We start from the raw sequence: 23,739 nt of genomic DNA on the forward strand, positions 1-23,739 counted from the left end.
GGGCGCGCTACGGCCGCCGGCCGCCGGGGGTCCCGTGCCCGGCGAATGGTTCGGCGCACCGGCCGGGGCCGTCCGCGAACCGCGCCCTCAGCAGCGAGCCGAGCAGCCACGCCCGGGTCGCGCGCACATGCGCGGGCGACCCGTGCACATCGTCGAACTCCTTGAACCGCACCCGGGGCAGCAGGGAGCCGAGCAGCGCCCGCTCCCCGGGCGGGATGATCTCGTCGCGGGCGCTGACCACGTAGTCCACCGGGACCCGCACCGCGCCCAGCGTCCCGGGGTCCAGCGCGAACCCGGCCAGCAGCTCCCGCAGTTCGTCCCTCCCCGGGGCGCCGGTGAGCCTGCGCAGGGCGTCGACGGTGATCCCCGGAACCCGGGGCCACCACAGCGGATCGGTGAAGAAGCCGGCCACCGGCGCGCCGACGGTGTGGACGCTCCGGATGCGCGGCTCGTCCGCCGCCGCCCGCAGCGCCAGATGCCCGCCGAAGCTGAGCCCGAGCACCGAGGTCCGCCGCACCCGCGCCCGGCCCGCGAGCCGGTCCAGCAGGAAGGGCAGCAGCCGCCAGGAGTCCGCCCGGTAGCGGAGGGTGTTCTCGCCGACCCCCGGCAGCTCGGTGGCGACCGCCGCGTATCCGATCCGGGCGAGCTTCGGCAGCAGCGGCGCCCACTGCTCCTTGACGCTGACGATCCCGCCCAGGACCACCACCAGCGGCCGGGGCCTGCGGGCGTCGAGCCCGGCGGCCCAGCAGGCGACCGTACCGCCGGGGTGGCCCAGGAGCAGCCGCTCGATGCCGCGCCGGCGGCGCCAGTCGTCGAAGGTCCGCACACAGTTGAGCCCGGCCCTGTCGCGGACCTCGTCCCCGTGGTGGGGGAAGCGGGCGATGGCGTAGTGGCGGCAGGCGTCCAGCGGCCGGCCGGCCCGGGCCAGCCGGTCCGCCTCGGCGGTCCAGACCCGGGCCCAGGAGGCGGGGTGGCCCGGCTCGTCGTTGGCGATCCGGGGCAGTATCCGCGCCACCCGCCGTTCGGGGATGCCCTGCCCGCGGGCGTGCAGCAGGGCGAATTCCCGCAGCTCGTCCAGGTGTTCCATGGCCGTCCCTCCGTTGTCCGGGGCGCGGGTGCGGGGATGCCGGGGCCCGCGCGGTGCGGGCGGGCGCCCCGGCCGGGGCCGGGGGGGTCGGCCCCGGCGGAGCACCCGCCCGCGACCGAGGGTGCGCGCCACCGCTTAAGCCCCGCTTGTCGTCCGGCGCCTGCGCTCCGCGCGCGCTCCCTCCTCCGCCTCGCGATCCACGGCACCGGACCCCGCTCACCGACCCGGCCCGATCCGGAGGAAACTCCCTAGCGGAGCCGGTGCGCCGCTCGCGGGGTGTCCTGCCGGAGCCCGGCCGCCGCCTCCGCCTCCCCCTCCGGCCCGCTGTCGTCCCCGAGCGCCTCGGTCAGCGCGTCGACGACCCGGGGGTCGAGCATCGTCCGCGCGTCCGTGTCCCGCACCGCGCCGAAACCGGAATCGCTCACGGCGACACTCACCGCGTAGCCCCCGGCCACCGAGAAGGTCCCGAACTCCCACTCGACACCGGTGCCCGGCGCCCCGTCGGGCGCCAGCACCCGCGCCGGCCCGCCGTCGGGCCCGAACCCGAAATCGGTGAAGCGGAGCCGCAGCCCCTGTCCGATGGCCTTGCTGTACGCCTCCTTCAGCGTCCACAGCCGCACCAGCGCGGGGCCCCGCCGCTCCGGCGGCAGCCGCGCCAGCCCGGTGAGTTCATGGGGCGTGCACACATGGCGGTGCAGCCCGCGGGTGTGCAGCGGACGGTCCTCCCGCTCCGCGTCGACCCCGATCAGCCCCCGGGTGGTCAGACCGATCAGCAGCAGATCCTCGGTGTGGCTGAGGCTGATGTCCACCGCGTCGCAGCCCCGCAGATACGGCCGGCCGGTGGGGCCGTACCCCAGCTCGATGACCTGCGGCGGCACCCGCAGCGCCACGGCCGCCGCGAACTTGAGCAGCACCCGGGACGCCGCGAACCGCATCCGGACGTCCGGATGCCCCATCTCCAGATAGCGCTCCCAGTCCCGGCCCAGCAGGGCGCGCAGCCGAGGCCCGCCCGCCTGGTCGGGCCGCCAGTCGCCGAGCCGGGCGTGCAGCACCGCGACCGCGTGCTCCTCCAGATCGGCCCGGACCCGGTCCCACGCCCCGTCACGCCCGGAGATCGTCACCGGCTCCGCGAACGAGGGTCCGGGCTCTGTCCTCCTCGGCGCCGCCATGGAACCCCTCCAGGGTGTGCTTGAGATCGCCGAGTACATCCGCCGCGGCCGCTCCGTCGATGACCCGGTGGTCGAAGGTGAGCCCCAGCCGCATCACCGGGGCGACCGCGAGCCGCCCCTCCCTGACGACGGCACGGTCGACGACCCGCCCGGCGCACAGGGTGACCGCCGTGCCGCCGCTGGAGTGGAATCCGTCGACCGGCCGGTGGCCGAGCGAGCTGACCGCCACCGTCCCCAGCACGGCGGGCCGCCGCGCCGGGTCGCGCACCGCCGCCGCGAAGGCGAGCCGCCCGAGCGGCACGGGCAGCCGGCTCAGCAGACGTACCCCGCGGAACTCCGGCAGCAGCGCGGCACCGGGGTCCCGGTAGCGGTCGATCCGCTCCTGGATCGCGTCCAGACCGGCGGACTCCAGGCCGGGGAGCAGCGCGGAGAGCACGGTCCGCTCCCCGTCGAAGGACCGGTCCAGGGCGAGTTTGGCGGTCACCCCGGGGAACCGGACCGTGCGCGGCCCGCGCAGCCAGGGGAACCCGCCCGGAGCCAGGGCCGCGTTCGCCTCCGGCCGGCGGCGCAGCACCCGCCCGGTGGCCCACAGCAGATACGCCACCACCGCGTACCGCCGTCCCTCCGCGCGGGCGGCGGCCCGGTGGGCCGCGATCCGGGTCATGTCGATCTCCGTGTCGAGGTGCACGGGGCGCTGCCGGGCCGCGTGTTCCAGGAAGCAGAGCGTGTGCCGCCGGCGCCGCTCGGACCGGCTCCGTACGGCCGGCCGCGCCGCGCGGTCCGCCCGGGAGCCGGTCATGAGCCGGCCGTGAGCCGGTAGATCTCCTGGAGGCTGCGGGCCTCCAGGAGCCGGCCGATCGGCAGGGACCGGCCGGTGGTCTGCTCCAGGACCGTGACCAGCTTCAGCAGGTACAGCGAGTCCCACTCGGGCAGTTGGTCGAGGTCGGAGGAGACCTCGTGCTGCTCCAGGGGCATGCCCAGCTCGTCCCTGACGAGGCGGACGAAGTCGTCGATCGAGTGCATGGGTACGGCCCTCCCGGGCGTGCGGTGGGTGGTGGCCGGGTCGGGGAAGCGGGCCGCCGGCCCGGCACGGCGCGCGCCGCCGTGCGCGGGACGGGCCCGGGTCCTGGCCCCGGACGGTGGTGGCCTCCGGCTCCCGCCGTCAGACCTTCTCGAGCGCGAAACCGGATTTGATCCACTTGCTGGACTCCACGGCGATCGCCAGCGCCCGCTGACCGGTCCCCATCAGGCCGAGCAGCCGCTCCAACTGGAGGAAGGGCAGGGCGTTGCCGTTGTTGCCGGTCTCCGCGACACAGGACACCTCGACGGCGCCGGGCAGCCCGAGCCGCTCGGTGATGCGCCGGGTCATATGCCCGGAGAGCTGCGGGGGCAGCAGATAGTCCACCTCGTCCGGGGACCAGCCGAGATCCTCCAGCAGCTCCCAGAGAATCTCCTCGGCGATCAGCGGGACGTACTCCTCGATGGCCTTGTAGTCCTCCCGCACCACCTGGCGGTCCTCGTGCCGGTCGGCGAGACCGAACCAGTCGATCACCTGGCCCGGCTCCCGGCCCAGACCGGTGAAGCGGTTGAGCACCCGGCGCAGCGCGAGCCGCCGCCCGAGCGGCTCGGCGGTGAGCACGGCGGCCCCCGCCCCGTCGCCGAAGAGCACATAGTTGACGAGGTCGCTGGGGGCGGCCCCGGAGAGATCCCGGCGCAGGGCGAGGTGTTTGCTGCACACATCGCCGCCGATGACCAGACCGGCCCGGTGGCCGCCGCCGGTGATCAGGGTCCGTCCCAGCTCCAGCGCCTGGACGGCACCGGCGCAGCCGGACTGGAGCTGATACGTGGGGAGCTGGTCCAGTCCGAGCAGATCGGCGACCTGGTTGACGGTCGCGGGCATCAGATGGTCGGGCGTCGCGGTGCCCATCACCACGAACCCGATCTCCTCCGGGGGGACCCGGGACGCGGCGACGGCGCGTTCGGCGGCCCGGGCGCACAGATCCGCCAGGGACCAGCGGACCTCGCCGGTGTCCAGGTCGCGGGCGAAGTGCCGGGTCCGGGTGCCGATGAAGACATCGATCCACTCCTCGTTGACGCCCAGTACCTTCGCCAGCTTCGCGTTGTCCACGGGGTCTCCGGGCAGTGCGGTCCCCACGGCGGCGAGATGGGCCGCTCCCCGGGGGTTCGGCTCTGGCTGCATGGTGCGGTCCTTTCCTCTGTTTCCCTTCTCCCCTCCCGGCGGGAGAGGCGCGCGGGACGGCCCGCTCTCAGGCGACGGCGGGGCCCGCCCGGTCCCGCAGAAAGCCGATCAGATCGCCGACCGAGGAGAGCCGCGGCAGCAGATCCTGCACGCTCAGCTCCGCGAGGCCGGGCAGCCGCTCCTGGACGCGGTCCTTGAGCTCCATCACCATCACGGAGTCGAACCCCAGGTCCTCGTAGAGGAGCGAGTGCGGCGAGACCTCGCCGGGGGCGTAGCCGCCGACCCCGGCGACCGCCGCGATCACCTCCCGGGCCACGGCGTCCCCGGGCCGTGCGCCCCGGGCCGGCGGCAGCACGGCGGTACGGCCTCCGCCGGACCCGGTGGTCTCCGCGCCGGGCCCGGACCGCTCCGCCGCGAGCGGCCCGGCGGGCGGCACCCCCACGCCCACCGCCGCCGCCCGGATCGGGGCGCGGGTCCAGAACCGGTGCGCGTCGGAGAAGGCGTACGGCGCCAGCCGCTGCGGCACCCGCTCCTCCTCCGGGTACACCGCGTCCCACCGGAGGTCGAGCCCGCCGCGGTACAGCTCCGCCACGGCGCCCGCCAGCTCCCGGCCGTCGGCCTCCGCGCCCGGCACCAGGGCGACGGTGTGCGGCCCGGCCCCGGCCGCCGCGACCGGCTCGCGCAGCATCCGGGTCAGCACCGGCCGGGGGCCGACCTCCACCAGATGGGAGGGTCCGGCCGCCAGCAGCGCCGCCGCCGCGTCGCCGAAGAGCACCGGGGCGCGGATGTGCTCCGTCCAGTACGCCGCGTCCATCGGCTCGGCCTCCAGCAGCCGCCCGCGCAGCGTCGAGTACACCGGCAGTTTCGGCACCCCGCTCCCGGTGTCCGACTCCCGGGCGATGCCGGCGAACCGCTCCAGCACCGGTGCCATCAGCGGCGAGTGGAAGGCGTGCGAGACATCCAGCCGGCGGCAGCGCACCCCGCGCCGGCCGAGGATCTCCTCGATCCGGCCGAGCGCCCCGAGATCGCCGGAGAGTACCGTCGCCCGGGGGCCGTTGACCGCGCCCACGCCGACCAGCGGCTCCGCCGCGACCAGCTCCGCCAGCTCGGCCGCCCCCGCCCGCACCGCCACCATGCCGCCGCCCGCGGGCAGCTCCTCCATCAGCGCGCCGCGCGCCGCCACCAGCCGGGCCGCCCGCTCCAGCGGGAGGACATCGGCGAGCACCGCCGCCGCGTACTCGCCGACACTGTGGCCGAGCAGCAGCGCGGGCCGCACCCCCAGCTCCGCCAGGCTCGCCGACAGCGCGTAGCCGACGGCGAACAGCGCGGGCTGCGCCCAGCCGGTGCGGTGCACCCCGGGCCCGCCGGAGAGCAGCAGCTCCCGCACCGAGCCCCCGGTGTACGGGGCGAGCGCCGCGTCCGCCTCGTCCAGGAACCGCCGGTACAGCGGGGAGCGCCGGTAGAGCCGGGCCGTCATCGCCGGGTACTGCGAGCCCTGCCCGGTGAACAACAGCGCCACCAGGGGCCTTCCGCCGGGACGCCCGGCGGGCCGGGCCCCGGGGTCGCCGTCGGCCGCCGCCTCCCGGAGGGCCGCCGCCAGCTCGCCGCTGTCCCCGGCGGGCACCGCGAACCGGTAGCGGTGGCCCGTCTTGACCCGGTTGCTGCTCCAGCACAGCGGGCCCACCGGCACCCTGCGGCGGCGTACGGCGTCGGCCTGGGCCAGCAGATTGCGGCGCAGCGCGGCCGGCGAGGGGGCGCTCACCGTGAACACCGCGCTCCCCACTCCCGTACGCCCGCTCCCCGGCTCCGCGTCAGCGCCGCCCGGCCCCGCGCCGCCCGCCGGGGGACGGGCCGCGTACGGGGGCGCGGTCTCCAGGACGGCATGGGCGTTGGTGCCGCCCATGCCGAAACTGCTCAGCCCGCCGACCGAGGTGCCGGGACGCAGCCGCAGCGGGGTCTTCAGCAGCCGCAGCCCCTGTCCCGCCAGCTTGAGCGCCGGGTTCTCCCGGGCCGCGTACCGGCTCGCCGGGACCGTCCGGTGGTGCAGCGAGAGCGCCACCTTGATCAGCCCGGCGATGCCCGCCGCGCCCTCGGTGTGGCCGATGCTGCCCTTCACCGAACCGAAGGCCATTGGCGGCCCGGTCCGGCCGGAGTGCAGCCGGCCCAGCGCCCTCACCTCGATCATGTCGCCCAGCGCGGTCCCGGTGCCGTGCGCCTCCGTGAAGACCACATCGGCCGGCTCGACCCCGGCCCGCCGGTAGGCGGCGGCCAGCACCTCCTGCTGGGACCAGCGGTTGGGCGCGGTGATGCCGTTGCTCCGCCCGTCCTGGTTGACGGCGGTGCCCCGGATCACCGCGTACACCGGCTGGCCGTCCGCGAGGGCGTCCTCCAGCCGCCGCAGCACCACGGCGCCGACGCCCTCGCCCCGGCCGATCCCGTCGGCGTCGGCGCTGAAGGGCTTGCAGCGGCCGTCGGGCGCGGACAGCCCGGCCTGGGTGTAGAAGATCCCCAGCGCCGGGGTCAGCGCCACGTTCACCCCGGCGGCGATGGCCGTGTCGCACTCGCCCGACAGCAGTGAGTTGCAGGCCAGATGGACCGCGACCAGCGAGGACGAGCACGCGGTGTCCACCGCCAGACTCGGCCCCTTGAGGTCGAGATGGTACGAGATCCGGTTGGCGGTCATGCAGTAGCCGTTGCCGGAGCCGACCTGGGCGGTGACCCGGGCGTAGTCGGTGAGGTGCAGCTGCGCCCACTCGTTGCCCATGATCCCGACGAAGACCCCGGTGCCGCTGCCCGCCAGCCGGTGCGGGGCCACCCCCGAGTCCTCCACCGCCCGCCAGGCGCACTGGAGCAGCAGCCGCTGCTGCGGGTCCATCGCCGCGGCCTCGCGCGGGGAGACGGTGAAGAACTCGTTGTCGAAGGCGTCCGGGTCGCTGATGAAGCCGCCCTCGGTGGTGTTGGAGTGCCCCTCGGCTCCGGCGGGCGAGTGGAACTCCCCGGCGTCCCAGCGCTGCGCGGGCACCCTCCCCACGCCCTCGCCGGAGCGCATCAGCATCTCCCAGTACGCGCCGGGGTCCGGCGCGCCCGGGAAACGGCAATCGAGCCCGACGATGGCGACGGGCCTCATCGGGCACCGCCTCCCGCGGCCCGCAGCTCCTCCACCAGATGGGCGGCCAGGGCGTCCACGGTGGGATGGTCCCAGGCGACGGTGGGCTCCAGGACGAGATCGAAGTCCTCCTCGATGTCGCCGCACAGGCTCAGCGCCGCGACCGAGTCGAGACCGTACTCGGCGAGCGGGACGGTGAAGACGATCTCGGACGGCGACCGCTTGAGATACAGCGCGATCCGGTCGGCCAGCCAGCCGCCCAGCACCTCGACGCTGTGCTCGGCGGGGGACGCGGGGGACGCGGGGTGCGCGGGACGGTGGGTCGCGGGAACGGGCATGGGTGCTCCTCGGTGAAGGCGTGCCGGACCCGGCGGTCAGCCGGCCGGCGGGGTGTCGTGGAGGTCGTAGCTGCGGCATTCACGGAAGCGCCGGAGCACTTCCTCGTGGATACGGCCCGCGCAGCCGGCCGGCAGCTCCGGCGGGCGCTCCCCGAGCCGCCGGGCGAGCCGGTGCAGGGCCGCCGCCGCCCACGCGGGGTCGGCCAGGAAGGGGTCGGCGCCGTCCTCCCGCGCGGCCCGCCACACGCCCAGCACCGAGGCCGCCGCGAGGAGGACCGCGTACCGGTCGGCGAGGGCGAAACTGGCGGGGCTGGCGAGTGCGGTGCGGTCCCGGGGGGAGAGGCCGAGACTCTCCTCCCGGAGCCGGCGGAGCTGGTCCAGCATCCGCATGACCAGCGTCTGCACCGCCAGTTCGGTGGGGGAGCCGCTGGGCAGCGAGTCGGCGGCGGCCACCAGCGAGGCGCTCAGACTGTCCCGGCCGCTCGCCAGGGCCAGCCGGTCGAAGGGCAGCGCGGGCAGCTCGTCCCGGGGGCGGAACAGCGAGCGCGGCGCCTCGTCCCCGGCGAACCAGGCGCGCCGCGCCAGCCGGGAGAGCTGCGGAATGATGGTCGTCTGACAGGCCGCCGAACCCGCGTGACCCAGGCTGAGCACCGGCAGGTCCCGGACATGCTTCTGGAAGAGACCGAACGCGCCCTCCCGGACGTAGAACCGCGCCCCGAGGACGATCGACAGGTCGTACATGGTGTCGGTGAGCATCCTCGGCACCAGGTACTTCACCGCCGCCGCGTACACACTGGTCTCGTCCGGCAGCAGATGCACCGCACGGGAGCCGACCAGCGCCATGCTGTCGCAGATCAGCAGGGACAGAAAGGCTCCGCCGAGGGTGGCGGAGGCGTGCGGGATCTCCATCACCGTCCGCCGGTGCAGCCGCCGTCCGACGGCGAACCGCACCACCGTGCGCAGACTGGTGTCCAGCGCCCCGATCGCCATCCCGGGGATGGCGCTGCGGGTGATCTGGAAGGAGCGCAGGGCCAGCTCGACGCCCTGGCCCTCCTCTCCGACGAGGGTCCCGGCCGGCACCGGGCAGTCGCGCAGGTCCAGCCCGGTGAGGCGGCAGCCGCGCACGCCCACGGCGCGGTAGCGCGGCAGCACGCGGAAGCGCTCCGGGTCGAGCTGCCCGCGCTCGACGAGGAGCACCGAGTGGCCCCGGCTGCCCGGCCGGTCATGGGTCCGGCTGAAGAGGGAGAAGGCGTCCGCCGTGTCGGCGTTGTTGATGACCTCCTTCCGCCCGCTCAGCCGGTAGCCGCCGCCGGGGACCGGGGCGGCCCGGAACTCATTGCGCACGAAGTCGTTGCCGTGCGGCAGTTCGTGGTAGGCGACGGAGACCTTCGAGCCGCCGAGCAGCAGCCGCGCCAGCCGCCGGCGCTGCTCGTCGCTGCCCGCCGTCCACACGTTGACGGCGGCCATGAACGAGGTGATGCCGTAGCCGAGGCCCAGGGCCACATCGCGCCGGAAGACCTGGCGCATCACCCGCACCAGCACGTCGAGCCGGTCCAGCCGCCCGCCGAGGGCGGTGGGCACGAACTCGGCGTTGAGGACCAGCTCGTCCAGGAGCCGCTCCCCGGCCGAGGGCAGCTCCCCGGCCTCGTCGGCGGCGAGCACCCGGGCCGCGGACAGCGGGCCTGCCGGGTCGTCCGGGTCGCCGAAACGGGTCTCCAGAGCGGCGATACGGGCCCGGACGGCGCGCTCCGGCCCACCGGGCGGCGCGGGCGCGGTGGCCGTGGCCGCGGGGCCCCGCGGCCCCGGGACGGCGGGATCACTCAGCATGACGTCCCCTCGAAGATCCGGGCGCGCGCTCCGGCGCCCCGCTGTCGGTGCGTTCGGTGTCGGAGTCCGCGCGTACCGGGTCCGGGGTTACCGGGTCCGGGCGTACGGTGCCGGTGTGCGCGGTGTGCGCGGTGCGCGCGGTGCGCGGGCGGTCCGGGGGTACGGACGGCTGGGGCGCGGGCGGTCCCGGCCGGGCCCGGGGGCCGGCCGTCGCGAGCCGCAGCGGCAGCAGCGAGAACAGCTCGCCCGACGCCCGTGCGGCCCGCAGTTGCTCCAGCAGCCGGGGGTACGCCGCCGGATCGGCGCCGCCCGGCTCGCCCAGCCGCACCAGCAGCCGGTCGAGCACGGGCCACAGCCACACCCCGTCCCGCCACAGCCCTCCGGTGCGCCCCGCGCTCCCCGCCCGGTGGTTCCGCGCCCACAGGCCGAGACAGGCGGCCCCGGCCAGGCACAGCGCGTACCGCCCGGCGGTCTCGAACGCCGCGGGCGGCACATCCGGGACCACCGCGCGGAAGGCGTCCATCTCCTCGTGCACCCCGTCGGTGACGGCGAGCAGCCGCTCCGCCGACGCCAGCGCGCCCTTCAGTTCCGGCCGTGCCTCCGACTCGGCCCGCAGCGCCGCCACCGAGTCCGGCAGCGAGCCCACGATGCCGCTGCCCCGCCGCGCGACCAGACAGAGCCGCCCCGGGTCCAGCGGCGGCAGCGGCACCGACAGATCGAAGGCCGCGACCGCCCCGGCCGTGTCACCGGTCCGCCGCCGCCACACCCGGGACAGCGAACGGAACTGGTTCACCAGGGAGTTCAGATTCACCAGCGTGTTCCCGTCGAACATGCCGACGATGCGATGGTCCCGGTCGACCTTCTGGAACATCCCGCGCGCGTGGACGTCCTTGAGGAACGCCCGCGCCCCCAGCAGCCGGGTCAGCTCCGCGATCACGGCCTCGGTGCCGGTCGGCACCAGATACTTGGTCACGGCGGCGGTCACACTCAGCTCGCCGGTCGCGGTGTGCGCGGAGCGGGCCGCCACCGTCGCCAGCGCCTCCCCGGCCAGCACGTCCGCGGCGGCGCAGGCCAGCACATGGCGCGCCTGCGGCAGATCGATGAGCCGCCGCCCGTACAGCTCGCGCCGCTCCGCGAAGTCCAGGGCGATGTCCAGCGCGTGATCGGCCGCGCCCAGCGACAGCGACGCGCACAGCGTGCGGGTGAGCTGGAGCGCCTTGAGCACGGTCTCGACGCCGCCGCCCGCCGTGCCGACCACCGCGTCGCCCGCGACCGGCGCGCCGTCGAAGACGATGCCGCTGATGTCGGCGCCCCGGATGCCATGGGTACGGATCTTCTCCGCACAGCGGTAGTCGGCGCCGGGCGCGAGCGTCCGCTTGTCGACCAGCAGGACGGTGAAGCCGCGCGGACCGCCCTCCGGTGCCGTACGGGTGAGCACGGAGAGCAGATCGCCCCGGGTGGCGTTGTTGATCAGCCACTTCTCACCGGTCAGCCGCCAGCCGCCGGAGCCGTCCGGTTCGCCGGTCACCTCCCCGGCGAGCAGATCGCTGCCGTGGGCGCGCTCGGTGAGGGCGAGCGAGACCGGGACTCCCGCGCGGATGTCCGCCGCGAGCCGCCGGGCCTGCCCCGCGCTGCCCGACACCCAGACGCACACCGCGCCCAGATAGGTCTTCCCGTGCCCGATGGCGACCGTCAGATCGCGGCGGGCGACCACCCGCATCACCTGCATCACGGTCTCGTAGTCGGTGAGCCTGCCGCCGTGCTCGACGGGCACATAGAAGTCCTGGAGCCCCCAGGACTCCAGCGCCCGGCAGATGTCGGACGGGAACTCCTCGTTCTCGTCCAGCTCCAGGGCGCGGGCGTGGGAGAAGATCTCGTCGGGGTCGCGCGGGTCGCCGAGCCGCAGCTCCAGCTCCTGCGCGAGCAGACTGGGCGGATGCTCCACGGCTCAGCCCACCGCCGTGAGGGCCGGGCCGGGTCCCTGCGGGCCCTGATCACCCTGCGTGCCTCCGGTGCCCTGCGCATGTGCCGGGTCCTGCGTGCCTCCGGTGCCCTGCGCATGTGCCGGGTCCTGCGCGCCTCCGGGGCCTTGTGCACCCCCCGGGTCCCGCGCATCTCCTGCGCCCCGCGCACCCCCCGGGCCCGGTGACGCGCCCTCCGCCGCGCAGTCGCGCAGCGCCGGGTCCACCACCGCGTACAGCGAGGCCACCCCGCCCTGGAGGAACAGCTTCCGCATCAGCGTCCGCTGAATCTTCCCGCTGGTGGTGCGGCGCACGGTCCCGGGCCGGACCAGCAGCACCGCACCCGCCGGGACGGCGAACTCCCGCCCGATGAGCTGCTGCACGGCCGCCGCGACGGACCGAGGGTCCGCCGCCGCCGCGGCGGCCCGGATCTCCTGGACGACCACCAGACGCTCCCGGCCCCCGGCCTCCACCCCGAACGCCGCCCCGGCGCCGAGCGCCGGGTCCAGCGTGCGGACGGCGCTCTCCACGTCGTACGGATAGACATTGCGGCCGTTGATCAGGATCATCTCCTTGAGCCGGCCGGTCACGAACAGCTCCGCGCCGTCCAGCACCCCCAGATCACCGGTGCGCAGCCACGACCCCAGCTCCTCCCGGCCCGCGATCCGGGCGCCGAACACCTCCGTGTTGACCTCGGGCCGCTCCCAGTACCCGGCCGCCACACTGGCCCCGCGCACCCAGATCTCACCGACCCGGCCGCCGGGCCGCTCGACCCGGCTCTCCGGGTCGACCACCCGCACCTCGAAGTCCTCGGCCCGGGCCACCCCGCTGCTCACCAGGGCCCGCCGGGGCGCGCCCGGATACGGCCCCTCCAGCGTTCCGCGCTCCAGCCCGGCCGCGTCGGCCTCGCGCACCACCGCGCTCCGGTGCCGGGGGGTGCCCGTCACCAGCAGGGTGGTCTCGGCCATCCCGTAGCAGGGGAACATGGCCTCGGGGCGGAAGCCGTACGGCGCGAAGCGATCGGCGAACGCCCGCACGGTCTCCGCGCGCACCGGCTCCGCCCCGTTGCAGGCCGTCCGCCACGACGACAGGTCGACACCCTCCATCTGCGCGTCGGTGATCCGCCGGACACACAGGTCGTACGCGAAGTTGGGCCCGCCCCCGCTGGTGATGCCGTAGTCGCCGACCATCCGGAGCCAGCGGGCCGGTTTCCGCAGAAAGGACGCCGGGGACATGAGCACGCTCGTGGCGCCCAGCCAGAGCGGCTGGAGGACATGCCCGATCAGTCCCATGTCGTGGTAGAAGGGCAGCCAGCCGCCGACCACCGAATCGGGAGTGGTGCCGGTGGCGCGGGAGATGGCGGCCTCGTTGGCGAGCAGATTGCCGTGCGAGACCATCACCCCCTTGGGCGCGCTGGTGGAGCCCGAGGTGTACTGGAGGAAGGCCAGGTTCCCGGGGCCGAGCCGGGGGTCCTTCCAGGCACCCGGGTCCCCGACCGCGTCCGCGTCCGTCGCCAGGCACGCCACCTCGGAGAAGTCCTCGTCCGCGAGCCAGGAGACCACGGCCGGCGCGTACTCGGCGAGGGTCAGCACCGCCCCCACCCGGGCGTCCCGGACGATCCCGGAGACCCGCTGGAAGTGCCGTCCCTGTTCGGAGGGGAGCGGCGCGGGCACGGCGACCGCCCCGGCGTAGAGGCAGCCGAGGAAGGCACCGATGAAGGCGAGACCCGACGGATACAGCAGCAGGACCTGGCGTCCGCGCAGATCGCGCTCCTGGAGCCAGGAGGCTATGCCCTTGGCGGTCCGGTCGAGTTCCGCGTACGGCAGCCGCCGGGCCCGCGTGCCCCGCGCCCCCTCGGAGAGGAACACGAACGCGTCCGCTTCGCCCCGCTCCTCCGACCGCGCCAGCACCAGCTCCGTGAATGAACCGAATTCCGCCACCGTCTTCCCCTCGCCTTGAAGCGATGTGTTCCGTCGATCGTCGGGGCGGCCTCTAAAGCCGGTCTTGCGCTGGGCGTGAGCGCGCGCGGGCGGGCCGGTGGCGGCGGGCAGCGGGGAGGGGAGGGCATGGCGGAGCCCGGTGCGTCGCCTGGCCGGGACACACCGGGCGGTGGCGCGCGGCGGGGGAGCGGGGACGGGACGGGACTCAGGCGCCGGGGCCGGGGTCCTCCAACTGGGCCCAGAGCGCCCGCTCGCCGGGGGTGGGCGGCACCTGGGGGATCAGTCGCTCGGGGTGGGCGGGCGGTGGGCCCCCGCCGTTCTGCCCGTGCTGCCCGTCCTGACTGTTCTGGCTCTCCTGGCGCTCCTGCCGGGCCTGCCCGTCCCGCCGGGCCCGCCCGTCCCGCTCGGGGGCGAGCCAGCCCCGCGACGCGTCCCTGAAGGGCTCGGCCGGGAGCACACCGAACATGGCCGCCAGCGAGGCGAAGCCGCGCAACTGCGCCTTCCCGAGCCGCCGCAGCGCCCGCCGCACGGACGACCACCCACCCGACGCCGCTGCCACGCCCTCCCCACCTTTCCGCCGCTCAGTGGGGCCGCCCGGTGAACCCGGCCGACAGACGCACGTGTTCCGGCGCGGTGGGCAGACTCCCCTCCGTCAGATCATGGCGGAAGAGGACGGAGCCGTCTGCCGCTTCCGAGGTCTCCCGGAAGCCCATGGCCGGATAGAGGCCCCGCACCCGGTGGTTCTTCGCGGTGGGCCGGTAGCGCGCGTGCACCGCGCCGGCGCCCGTGTCCCGGGCCTGCCGCAACACGGCCGCCAGGCAGGACTCCTCAATGCCCCGGGCGAACACCCGGCAGCTGAGCAGCATGTTGTCGATCATCCAGTCGCCGTCGTCGGCGATGCTCACCAGCACCGCGCCGACCAGGCCGTTCTCCCCGAACCGGTCCCGGGAGCGGATGGCGAGCACCAGATGGCGGCCGGAGTCCCGGCGGGCCCGCACATCGGCCTGCCGCAGGCGCTCGGTGGTCAGATTGAACTGATTGGTGCGCAGGGTCACCTGCGAGACCCGGGCGATCTCGTGCTCCCGCACCGGTGACAGCGAGACCTCGACACCCAGTCCGGCGAGATACTCCGCCAGGGAGCCCGCGCTCTCCTGGAGGTCCTGCCGGGCCGCGTCGGTACGGTACCGCTCGGCGCGGGCGCGGTCCTCCGCCGTCAGTTCGGGCACGTCGAACCAGCCATCGGCGAGCAGTCTCTCGATGTGCAGCGCCGGCTCCCCGTCGAGGCGGATCACGGCGACTCCCGGCAGGCTCCCGGCCACCAGCCCGCATTCGAACGGCGAATCGTCGGCGAAGACCAGACTGTCCACGCCGAGGTTGAGACACCGGGCGATGTCCAGCAGATTGCCGTCCTTGGGCTCCCAGTTGGCGTTGATCCGTACGAAGTCCCGCTCGCGCAGCGCCATGTCGGGGTGGTCGCGCAGCACCTGGAGCACCGGTTCGCGGTCGTTCTTGCTGCTCACGGCGAGCAGGACGCCCTGGGCACCGAGCTGGGCGACCGCCCGCTGGAAGCCGCCGAAGGCCTCACCCCGGTAGGTGGTGGAGGCGGCGATGCCCTCGGGGCCGTCGTCGCCCAGGACGCCGTCCCAGAGGGTGTTGTCGAGATCGACGACCAGCACCTTCCTGGTCCGTCCGCGCAGTGCCCGGGCGAGGTGCCCGATCTCGCGCGCGTAGCAGGCGAGCAGCTCCTCGCCGAGGTGGACCCTCGCATAGGCGGCGAGCCTCGGCTCGGTGACCGGGCCGCAGGAGGCCACCAGCGGATCGAGGTCCACGACATGGACCCGGTCGTGGGCGCCGGCGAGCCGCAGCAGCCCGGCGTTGAACTCCCGCCAGAGAACACCGAGCCGGGCCCGCGACCGGGCGTCGACCAGCCGGCGGGTGTGGGCGCGCGGCAGCGGCAGGGTGTTGAGCACCAGGGTGCCGGTGGCATGGGCGAGATAGCGCTCCACGAGTGAGCCGATCAGGGCCAGTTTGGCGGTGGCGACCCGCTCCGCGTCCTCCACCAGCCAGGGGTGCGGCAGTTCGTCGAGGACTGCCTGGGCGTCCAGGACGCACAGGGCGATGTCGGCGCGGGCGCCGTACAGCTCGCTCCCGGTGTCCTGGAGGTCGCGGAGCCAGGAGCCGAAGTCGCCGGAGCGCAGATCGAGCAGGAAGCCGTGGCGGGCGAATTCGGCGGTGAGGGGGGAGGTGAGGCCACTGAGGGTGGAGTGGCCGGTGACGGCGACGGTGACGGTCCCGGTGACCTTCGCGACCTCGGGCGGGACATCGGCGGGGTCCAGCCGGGCCAGCAGTGAACCGGCCCGCACGAGGTCGGGGGAGGGCGCTCCCGCCGGGTCCCCGGCCGCCGCGAGTTCGGCGAGCAGAGCGGGCACCTGGAGGAATTCCCGGGCGAGCCGCCCTTCGTGGTGCAGGGCGCGCAGCCGGTCCAGGGGCCCGGTCCGCCCGCCCGCGGTGGTGTCCGACGCGACCGTGGCCATGGTGTCTCCGTTCGCTTGACGGGGGACGACGGGGCCGAGTCTGGCGGGCGGCCCTTAAGACGCCCTTGCGGGAGGAGAGCCCGGTGGGAGGACGGCCTCGCGGGCGGGGCCCTCAGCACACCTCCGGGTACGGCGACACCGGCGCCCCGCCCCGGAGCGGGCGGTCCAGCGACGCCGGCCCGTCCAGCGCCGGCCCGTCCACGAGCGCGGAGAGCAGCCCGCCGAGGGCGCTGCGCTGCTCGGCGGTGAGGGGCGCCAGGATGTCCTCGGCCGCGGCCCGGCGCGCCTCGCGCAGGGCGCGGAGGGTGCTCCGGCCGGTGTCGGTCAGCTCGATCCTCGTCACCCTGCGGTTGTCGGGGTCCGGCGCGCGGCGCACACAGCCGCTCGCCTCCAGCCCGTCCACCAGTGTGGTCACGGCGCGCGGCACGACCTCCAGACGCGCGGCGATATCGGCCATGCGGGGGGCCGACTCGTAGTGCGTGAGCGTGCGCAGCAGCCGGGACTGGGCGGGGGTGATCGCGATATCGGCCGACTCCAGCTGCCGCTTCTGGCTGCGGTGGAGGCGGCGGCTCAGCCGCAGCAGCTGCTCGGCGAGCAGACCTTCGGGGTCGGGGGTGGTCATATCGGAACAATATCAGGACGTCGTTCATTGTGTATATAGGTAACAGTGAGCTATGCTCTCAAGATCTGACCCCATCCGATCCCATCCGGCCCTCATTCGACCCCCTCACTGGATTCGCATCCGATCCCGCCCGTATCCGCGAAGGAGCCCATGCGCACCGAATCGATCCCGTGGACACCCCCCGCCGCCCCCGCCGGCGGACCGGAGCAGCCGCCCGCCCAGGTGCGGCGGATTCTCCGGCTCTTCCGTCCCTACCGCGGCCGTCTCGCCCTCGTGGGGCTGCTCGTCGGCGCGGCCTCCCTGGTCTCCGTCGCCTCGCCGTTCCTGCTGCGCGAGATCCTCGACACCGCGATCCCCCAGGGCCGCACCGGACTGCTCACCCTGCTCGCCTTCGGCATGATCCTCACCGCGGTGCTGAACGGCGTCTTCGGAGTGCTCCAGACGCTGATCTCCACCACCGTCGGCCAGCGCGTCATGCACGATCTGCGCACCGCGGTCTACGCACAGCTCCAGCGCATGCCGCTCGCCTTCTTCACCAGGACCCGCACCGGGGAGGTCCAGTCCCGCATCGCCAACGACATCGGCGGCATGCAGGCGACCGTGACCTCCACCGCCACCTCCCTCGTCTCCAACCTCACGGCCGTGATCGCCACCGTCGTCGCGATGCTCGCCCTGGACTGGCGGCTCACCCTCGTCTCGCTCCTGCTGCTCCCGCTCTTCGTGTGGATCAGCCGCCGGGTGGGCAATGAGCGCAAGCGGATAACGACCCAGCGCCAGAAGCAGATGGCGGCGATGGCCGCGACCGTCACCGAGTCGCTCTCGGTCAGCGGCATCCTCCTCGGCCGCACCATGGGCCGGTCCGATTCGCTGACCAGGTCCTTCGCCGGGGAGTCCGAGCGGCTGGTCGATCTGGAGGTGCGCTCCAGCATGGCCGGGCGGTGGCGGATGTCCGTCATCGGCATCGTGATGGCCGCGATGCCCGCCCTCATCTACTGGGTGGCGGGAACCGCCCTCCAGAGCGGTGGCCCCTCGATCTCCCTCGGCACCCTGGTCGCCTTCGTCTCGCTCCAGCAGGGCCTCTTCCGCCCCGCCGTGAGCCTGCTCTCCACCGGCGTGGACATGCAGACCTCCCTCGCGCTCTTCCAGCGGATCTTCGAGTACCTCGACCTCACCGTGGACATCACCGAGCCCGAACATCCCGTCCGGCCGGCGAGAATCGGCGGCGAGGTCCGCTTCGAGAACGTCGGCTTCGCCTACGACCGGGCGCAGGAGACCCCCACCCTCACCGGCGTGGAGGTGACCGTGCCCGAGGGCGGCAGTCTCGCCGTCGTCGGTGCCACCGGCTCCGGAAAGTCCACCCTCAGCTATCTGGTGCCCCGGCTGTACGACGTCACCGAGGGCCGGGTCACGCTGGACGGCGTCGATGTACGGGACCTGGACTTCGCCACCCTGGCCAGGGCCGTGGGCGTCGTCTCGCAGGAGACCTACCTCTTCCACGCCTCCGTCGCCGACAATCTGCGCTTCGCCAAGCCGGACGCCACCGACGCGGAGATGGAGAAGGCGGCCCGTGCCGCGCAGATCCACGACCACATCGCCGCCCTCCCCGACGGGTACGAGACCCTCGTCGGCGAGCGGGGATACCGCTTCTCCGGAGGGGAGAAGCAGCGGCTGGCCATCGCCCGCACGATTCTGCGCGACCCGCCCGTGCTCATCCTGGACGAGGCGACCAGCGCCCTGGACACCCACACCGAACACGCCGTCCAGCAGGCCATCGACGCGCTCTCGGCCGGCCGGACCACCATCACGATCGCCCACCGGCTCTCCACCGTGCGGGACGCGGACGAGATCATCGTCCTGGACGGGGGCCGTATCGCCGAGCGCGGCACCCATCAGGAGCTGCTCGGCATCGGCGGACGGTACGCGGAGCTGGTGCGCGGCGACACCCGGACGACGGAACCGGCCGTGCCGTGACCTGTGCCCCCGGTGGGTGCCCTCCGGCTCCCTACCGCTGGAGCGCGGGCTCCCGCTCCAGCAGCCGGGTGATCTCCCGCACGGCGGCCCGCCCGGCCCGGTTGGCCCCGATGGTCGAGGCCGAGGGCCCGTACCCCACCAGATGGACGCGCTCGTCCCGTGCGGCACGGGTGCCGTCCATCCGGATGCCGCCGCCCGGCTCGCGCAGTCGCAGCGGCCGGAGGTGGTCGATCGCCGGCCGGAAGCCGGTCGCCCAGAGGATCACATCGGCCTCCACCGTCCGGCCGTCGTCCCAGTCCGCCCCCGTGGGGGTGATCCGGTCGAACATCGGCAGCCGGTCCAGCACACCCGACGCGCGGGCCCGCCTGACGGCGTCATTGAGCGGCAGCCCGGTCACCGAGACCACACTCTCCGGCGGCAGCCCCCGCCGCACCCGCTCCTCGACCCGGGCGACCGCCTCGCGGCCCGCGCTCTCGCCGAAGTCCCCCGACACGAAGACCGGCGGCCGCCCGGTCACCCAGAACGTTCGCTCCGCGTGCGGCGCGATCTCCATCAGATGCTGGGTCCCCGAGGCCCCGCCGCCCACCACGATCACCCGCCGCCCGGCGAACTCCTCGGGCCCCCGGTATCCGGCCGTGTGCAACTGGCGCCCCCGGAAGGTCTCCTGTCCCGCGTAGCGCGGCCAGAAGGGCCGGTCCCAGGTGCCGGTGGCGTTGATCAGCGCACGCGCCGACCACTCCCCGTCCGAGGTCTCCACGAGCAGCCGCCCGCCCCCGCCCTCCCGCACCGACGTGACATCGACCGGCCGGCGCACCCGCAGCCCGAAGCGCTCCTCATAGGCGGTGAAGTACTCGCCGATCACCTCGGACGAGGGCCGTGCGCCATCGGCCCCGGTCAGCTCCATGCCGGGCAGGGCGTGCATCCCGTGCACCCGGTCGTAGGTCAGCGAGGGCCACCGGTACTGCCAGGCGCCGCCCGGGCGGGGAGCGTGGTCCAGCGTCACGAAGTCCTCGTCCGGTACGAGCCCCACCCGCCGCAGATGGTGGGCGGCGGAGAGACCCGCCTGCCCGGCCCCGATGACGGCCACATCGACTTCGCGCACCCCAGAATCGTTCACGTTTCTACTAACTAGCCGGAAGCCATGGATCTTCCCGCACCCCGCACCCGGCATCCCGCACCCGGCACCCCGCACCCGCCATCCCGCACCCGGCACCCCGCCCACCGTCCCGCCCGGCCCACCGTCCCGAACCCGCCGGACTGCCCTGCGCCCCGCCCCGGCCCGGCCCGGGAGAGAATGCCCCCATGCCCGGACCCTTCACCACCAAGCTGCTCGACCTCACCACCGGCTCCCAGGAGACGGTGACCGATCTGACCCCGGCCTGCGAGCGGTTCCTCCGCTCGGCTGCGGCCGGCCGCGACGGCCTGCTCCATGTCTTCGTCCCCCACGCCACGGCGGGAATCGCCGTCATCGAGACGGGCGCGGGCAGCGACGACGACCTTCTCGCCGCCCTCCGCACCCTCCTCCCGGCCGACGACCGCTGGCACCACCGCCACGGCACCCCCGGCCACGGCCGCGACCACGTCCTCCCGGCGCTCGTCCCCCCGCACGCGACCCTCCCCGTGATCGCCGGGAGACTGTCGCTGGGGACCTGGCAGTCGGTGTGCCTGGTCGACACCAATGTCGACAATGCCAACCGTCAGGTGCGGCTGAGCTTCCTCGGCTGAGCAAGATCATCCTGGGGCCGGCCGTCCAATCTCCGTACTCTGCGTGTTCGCAACGGAGAGAGTGCGCGCGGTACGGACCAGAACGTGATCGAACGAGGAGTCGTGGTCACTGAGGCTCGCCGCTTGAGCGAGGCGGCCCCCACCGGACCGTGGTGTGCTGTTCACCCGTCGCTCGTGCGGATTCGGGCGCCGTGAGCGTTCTTCTCGTAGACCCGGCAAGTGTTCTTGTCGATCTTCCGGGCCCCTCGTCCGCCCCGCCCGCGCGGGGGTCGTCCGCTCGGTGGTCGGGTCGGGTCGGGGCTGTGCGGGGAGCGGTCTGCGGCCGGGCCGTTCGGGTCGGCGGGCGGATGACGCTCGGTGGTGGGTCGGGGTGGGCCGGAGCCGGGGATCGGCGGGGTCCCGGCCCCCGGAACCCCAACGGGCCGCCCGGTTGGGGGCCGCCGGACCCGGGTCGGAGCCCCGGGCGGTGGGTCCCGGGTGGCCCCGGCCCGGCCACCGCACCCCGGCCACCCCGCCGGGAGGGCCTCAGCGGCGGCCCAGCACCTCGGTGATCCGCAGGAACCCATCGGTGCTGTGGCCCAGCCCGATGGCGCGGCGGGCCAGCCCCTCGGCCGCCCGCAGCACCCCCGCGTCGATGCCATGGGCCTCGGAGGCGTGGATGATGTGCGCCATGGACGACGCGGACGAGGTGATCGGGTTGCCGTCGCCGGGGTAGCTCCCGTTGTCGATCTCCTCCGCCGACTGCTCGATGAGCGCCGGGAGGATCGCGCTGATGCCCTGGGCGAACGGCGCCAGCTCCCGCGCGCTGACGCCCTCCGCCTTCGCCACCGCCAGGGCGTGCGCGTACCCCGCCATCGAGGTCCAGAAGATGTCGAGCAGCGCGATGTCATACGCCGCCGCCCGGCCGATGTCCTCGCCCAGATGGGTGTGGGAGCCGTCCAGCGTGTCCAGCACCGGCCGGTGGGCGCGGTGGAGATGCTCGGGTCCGCTGTAGAGGAAGACCCCCGCCGGTGTGCCGATGGTGGTGGTCGGCGTCATGATCGCGCCGTCCAGATAGCCGATGCCGTGCCGGGCGGCCCACTCGGCGGTCTCCCGGGCCCGTTCCGGAATGTCGGCGGAGAGGTTCGCCACCGTCCGTCCCTTGAGCGCCGCGACGACCGGTTCGCGGCGCAGAATCGCGTCCGATGCGTTGTAGTCGACCACGCAGACCACGGTCAGCGCGCTCGCGGCGACCGCCTCCTCGGCCGAACCGGCGGCGATCGCGCCCTGTTCGACCAGCGCGCCCTCCCGTCCCGGCGTCCGGTTCCATATGGTGGTACGTACCCCGGCGGCCAGGAACGCGGCGGCCAGGGCCCGTCCCATCGGACCCAGCCCGAGAACGGTGACGGTGGGGGCGGGCTGGTCGTCGTGCGCGGAGAGCTCGGTGCGCGAAGACATGGTGCAACTCCTCTGGGAATACTTGTAAACAGTGATAAAGGGGATGGAATGGTGCGCAGTCGTGCCCAGGATTCGGATGTCTGTGGAGTGACCGCCGCGGTCGCCGTCATCGACGGAAAGTGGAAGACGGCGCTGCTCTGGGTGCTGGAGTCCGGCCCGCACCGCCCCGGCGAGATACTGCGACGGCTGCCGGGCCTCAGTGAGAAGGTGCTGACTCAGGCGCTCCGCGAGATGGAGGCCGATGAGCTGGTGCACCGGGAGGTGCACGATGTGCTGCCGCCGAAGACGGTGTACTCCCTGACCGCGTTCGGCCGGGACCTCTCCGAGGCGCTGGCCCCTCTCTCCGACTGGGGCCACCGTCGGCTGGAGAAGCTCACCGGGGCCCGCTCCGTCTCCTGAACCACCGCTCGCCTCCCCGTACGTCCCGTTCCCCTGGTTTCGGCGACCCCTTCCGGCCGCCGGTCACCAGATTCCCCCGCGCCCCCGGCGGCCGACAAGTACCCACAAAAAAGTGGGTACGGCGGGGACGGGAACGAAGGTGTGCCGGCTGGTGGCGGTGCGCGGGCCTGCCGGTCGGGTCGTGGTTCAGACGGCACGGGTGAAGTCCTGTTCTGCGGGGCCGCGGAGGGTCCCAGGCGGGCGGAGCGGCGCGGTGAACCGCCTGAGGCGGTCGCGGTGCCGGGCCGGCTCGGAGGGCACCCGGGTCTCTTGGCGCGGAGTGCGGCCGGCTCGGCTCGGACCGTGCGTGTGGCCGGCGTCGTGCTTGGCTGCGGCGATCCGCAGAGCCGCCCGCAGACCAGCCGTTCCAGCCCGGTCACCCCGGGCAGCACCACCTTCCGGTCGACCAGCCGTTTGGTGGCCAGGTCGAACAGCAGGGTCGGGCGCTCGGAGCCGATCCACGCCCGCTGGTACAGCCAGCGGGCGAGCGCGAACCACTGGCCGGGGCCGAACTTCGCGTACCCGTAAGCGCTGCGGATCTGCTCCTGGTGGTCCCAGCGGGCCTCTCTCCTGCCGCACCCGGCGAACGAGATGGGGTCCAGGCCGAGCTGTTCGGCGATGCGGTCGATCACGACCTGGGGTACGTCTTCCGGGTTGTCGGGGAAGGTCCCCAGGCAACGGACGGTCCCGGGCTGAACCGCGAGGCCGATCCTCGGCAAGCAGTTCACGGCCGCCGCCGCTCTTGTCCTCGCCGGAGACGGGGTCCTGTCCCTGTCGGACCCGGTGGCCCAGCGGCTGCCGGGTGGCCCGGCAGCCTGGGCCGGTATCACTGCGCACCATCTGCTGACGCATACCTCCGGACTGCCCCACGGGGATGCTGCAACCGGTCCGAGTCGGGACCGCGCGTGCCGCTGTCCCGCGCGGACACCGCAGCCCGCGTGATGCGCCTGCTCCCGCTCACCGCCCCGGGCCGGCGCCGGCACTACAGCAGCCCCGGCTACGTCCTGGCCGCCCTGCTGATCGAGCACGTCACCGGGCACCCGTACCAGGACATTCTGCGTGACCGGGTCCTCGACCCACCGAACCTCCGCGACGGCTGACCCCGACAGCCGCCGGATGCCGTCACTGCCGAGCCGAGGGGCCGTCCACAGCCGGTACGGGGACCGCCCCGGCGGGCCTGCTCTGTGCGCACCGGGCGGTGCCGGGCTCAGGGTTCTTGCGCTGCCGGAAGTGCGGGACGCGCGGGTGTGAAGCCGACGGGCAGCGCACCGGGAGAGCAGTGGTGAGCTGAGCGGCGGCGGGAGCGGGCGGTACAGGCGGCGGTGGCGCGTGCGGCGGTGACCGGGCGGTGCTCTTCGCCGGTGGAGCCCGGTCAGCCGGTGCA

Annotated in this window: 21 protein-coding genes and 1 pseudogene; 6 read left to right on the forward strand and 16 right to left on the reverse strand. The window is 74.4% G+C overall.

Translation table 11 applies throughout. The annotated features are described in order from the left end of the window. Positions 1-7 precede the first annotated feature (7 nt). The 13 genes from ABT122_RS13085 to ABT122_RS13145 form a co-directional block, all read right to left on the reverse strand. Entirely contained in the window at positions 8-1,087 is a 1,080-nt protein-coding gene (locus ABT122_RS13085; protein WP_351549809.1) for an alpha/beta fold hydrolase, read from the reverse strand. Between the two features lie 248 nt (positions 1,088-1,335). Beyond that, positions 1,336-2,208, reverse strand: a complete 873-nt coding sequence (locus ABT122_RS13090) for a 4'-phosphopantetheinyl transferase superfamily protein (RefSeq protein WP_351549812.1) — start codon at positions 2,206-2,208, stop codon at positions 1,336-1,338. After that, a complete protein-coding gene (locus ABT122_RS13095) occupies positions 2,189-3,055 on the reverse strand; it encodes a 2-oxo acid dehydrogenase subunit E2 (RefSeq protein ID WP_351549815.1) in 867 nt (288 codons plus the stop codon). Before ABT122_RS13095 ends, ABT122_RS13090 begins: the two co-directional genes overlap by 20 nt. Then, the gene (locus tag ABT122_RS13100; protein WP_351549817.1) at positions 3,052-3,279 is read right to left on the reverse strand and encodes an acyl carrier protein; all 228 of its coding nucleotides are present in this window, start codon (positions 3,277-3,279) and stop codon (positions 3,052-3,054) included. The genes ABT122_RS13095 and ABT122_RS13100 overlap by 4 nt, the downstream gene beginning before the upstream one ends. A 139-nt stretch (positions 3,280-3,418) precedes the next feature. Beyond that, positions 3,419-4,456, reverse strand: coding sequence for a 3-oxoacyl-ACP synthase III family protein (locus ABT122_RS13105; protein ID WP_351549820.1), 1,038 nt, complete (start codon positions 4,454-4,456; stop codon positions 3,419-3,421). Positions 4,457-4,523: 67 nt separating this feature from the next. After that, positions 4,524-7,583 carry a type I polyketide synthase gene (locus ABT122_RS13110; protein WP_351549823.1) on the reverse strand — a complete coding sequence of 1,020 codons (3,060 nt, stop codon included), beginning with the start codon at positions 7,581-7,583 and terminating at the stop codon, positions 4,524-4,526. After that, a complete protein-coding gene (locus ABT122_RS13115) occupies positions 7,580-7,900 on the reverse strand; it encodes an acyl carrier protein (protein ID WP_351549826.1) in 321 nt (106 codons plus the stop codon). The genes ABT122_RS13110 and ABT122_RS13115 overlap by 4 nt, the downstream gene beginning before the upstream one ends. A gap of 36 nt (positions 7,901-7,936) precedes the next feature. Then, entirely contained in the window at positions 7,937-9,727 is a 1,791-nt protein-coding gene (locus ABT122_RS13120) for an acyl-CoA dehydrogenase family protein (RefSeq protein WP_351549829.1), read from the reverse strand. Next, on the reverse strand, positions 9,717-11,672 hold the full coding sequence (locus tag ABT122_RS13125) for an acyl-CoA dehydrogenase family protein (RefSeq protein WP_351549832.1): 1,956 nt from the start codon (positions 11,670-11,672) through the stop codon (positions 9,717-9,719). The genes ABT122_RS13120 and ABT122_RS13125 overlap by 11 nt, the downstream gene beginning before the upstream one ends. Positions 11,673-11,675: 3 nt before the next feature. Next, positions 11,676-13,628, reverse strand: a complete 1,953-nt coding sequence (locus ABT122_RS13130) for a fatty acyl-AMP ligase (RefSeq protein ID WP_351549835.1) — start codon at positions 13,626-13,628, stop codon at positions 11,676-11,678. 205 nt (positions 13,629-13,833) lie between these two features. Next, a complete protein-coding gene (locus ABT122_RS13135; protein WP_351549838.1) occupies positions 13,834-14,187 on the reverse strand; it encodes a DUF6059 family protein in 354 nt (117 codons plus the stop codon). 22 nt (positions 14,188-14,209) lie between these two features. Then, entirely contained in the window at positions 14,210-16,162 is a 1,953-nt protein-coding gene (locus ABT122_RS13140) for an HAD-IIIC family phosphatase (RefSeq protein ID WP_351549841.1), read from the reverse strand. Positions 16,163-16,274: 112 nt separating this feature from the next. Continuing rightward, on the reverse strand, positions 16,275-16,784 hold the full coding sequence (locus ABT122_RS13145) for a MarR family winged helix-turn-helix transcriptional regulator (RefSeq protein ID WP_351549844.1): 510 nt from the start codon (positions 16,782-16,784) through the stop codon (positions 16,275-16,277). A gap of 150 nt (positions 16,785-16,934) precedes the next feature. Between ABT122_RS13145 and ABT122_RS13150 the strand changes: the two genes are divergently transcribed. Beyond that, the gene (locus tag ABT122_RS13150; protein WP_351549847.1) at positions 16,935-18,755 is read left to right on the forward strand and encodes an ABC transporter ATP-binding protein; all 1,821 of its coding nucleotides are present in this window, start codon (positions 16,935-16,937) and stop codon (positions 18,753-18,755) included. Between the two features lie 31 nt (positions 18,756-18,786). On the opposite strand, the gene ABT122_RS13155 is transcribed toward ABT122_RS13150, so the two are convergent. Next, complete coding sequence (locus ABT122_RS13155) at positions 18,787-19,857, reverse strand: NAD(P)-binding domain-containing protein (protein WP_351549850.1); 1,071 nt, start codon at positions 19,855-19,857, stop codon at positions 18,787-18,789. Positions 19,858-20,057: 200 nt separating this feature from the next. On the opposite strand from ABT122_RS13155, the gene ABT122_RS13160 reads away from it, so the two are divergent. Further along, positions 20,058-20,480: a YjbQ family protein gene (locus ABT122_RS13160; RefSeq protein ID WP_351549853.1), complete on the forward strand. Its 423-nt coding sequence runs from the start codon at positions 20,058-20,060 to the stop codon at positions 20,478-20,480. 525 nt (positions 20,481-21,005) lie between these two features. Here the strand turns inward: ABT122_RS13160 and ABT122_RS13165 are convergent. After that, on the reverse strand, positions 21,006-21,917 hold the full coding sequence (locus tag ABT122_RS13165) for an NAD(P)-dependent oxidoreductase (RefSeq protein ID WP_351549856.1): 912 nt from the start codon (positions 21,915-21,917) through the stop codon (positions 21,006-21,008). Between the two features lie 48 nt (positions 21,918-21,965). Here ABT122_RS13165 and ABT122_RS13170 point away from each other — a divergent pair, with 48 nt between their 5' ends. Both ABT122_RS13170 and ABT122_RS13175 read left to right on the forward strand, forming a co-directional pair. Then, positions 21,966-22,316: a winged helix-turn-helix transcriptional regulator gene (locus tag ABT122_RS13170; RefSeq protein ID WP_351549859.1), complete on the forward strand. Its 351-nt coding sequence runs from the start codon at positions 21,966-21,968 to the stop codon at positions 22,314-22,316. Between the two features lie 342 nt (positions 22,317-22,658). Next, positions 22,659-22,883, forward strand: coding sequence for a hypothetical protein (locus tag ABT122_RS13175; RefSeq protein WP_351549871.1), 225 nt, complete (start codon positions 22,659-22,661; stop codon positions 22,881-22,883). Here ABT122_RS13175 and ABT122_RS13180 read toward each other — a convergent pair. Beyond that, positions 22,772-23,083: pseudogene (locus tag ABT122_RS13180) on the reverse strand (DUF4158 domain-containing protein); the annotation flags it as partial. The gene ABT122_RS13175 and the pseudogene ABT122_RS13180 sit on opposite strands and share 112 nt — an antisense overlap. On the opposite strand from ABT122_RS13180, the gene ABT122_RS13185 reads away from it, so the two are divergent. Then, a complete protein-coding gene (locus ABT122_RS13185; RefSeq protein WP_351549868.1) occupies positions 23,064-23,297 on the forward strand; it encodes a serine hydrolase in 234 nt (77 codons plus the stop codon). The pseudogene ABT122_RS13180 and the gene ABT122_RS13185 sit on opposite strands and share 20 nt — an antisense overlap. After that, on the forward strand, positions 23,261-23,455 hold the full coding sequence (locus ABT122_RS13190; protein ID WP_351549862.1) for a serine hydrolase: 195 nt from the start codon (positions 23,261-23,263) through the stop codon (positions 23,453-23,455). The genes ABT122_RS13185 and ABT122_RS13190 overlap by 37 nt, the downstream gene beginning before the upstream one ends. The last annotated feature ends 284 nt before the right edge of the window (positions 23,456-23,739 follow it).

It is taken from the genome of Streptomyces sp. NPDC001985, assembly GCF_040296845.1.
In the GTDB taxonomy this organism is placed as follows: Bacteria; Actinomycetota; Actinomycetes; order Streptomycetales; family Streptomycetaceae; genus Streptomyces.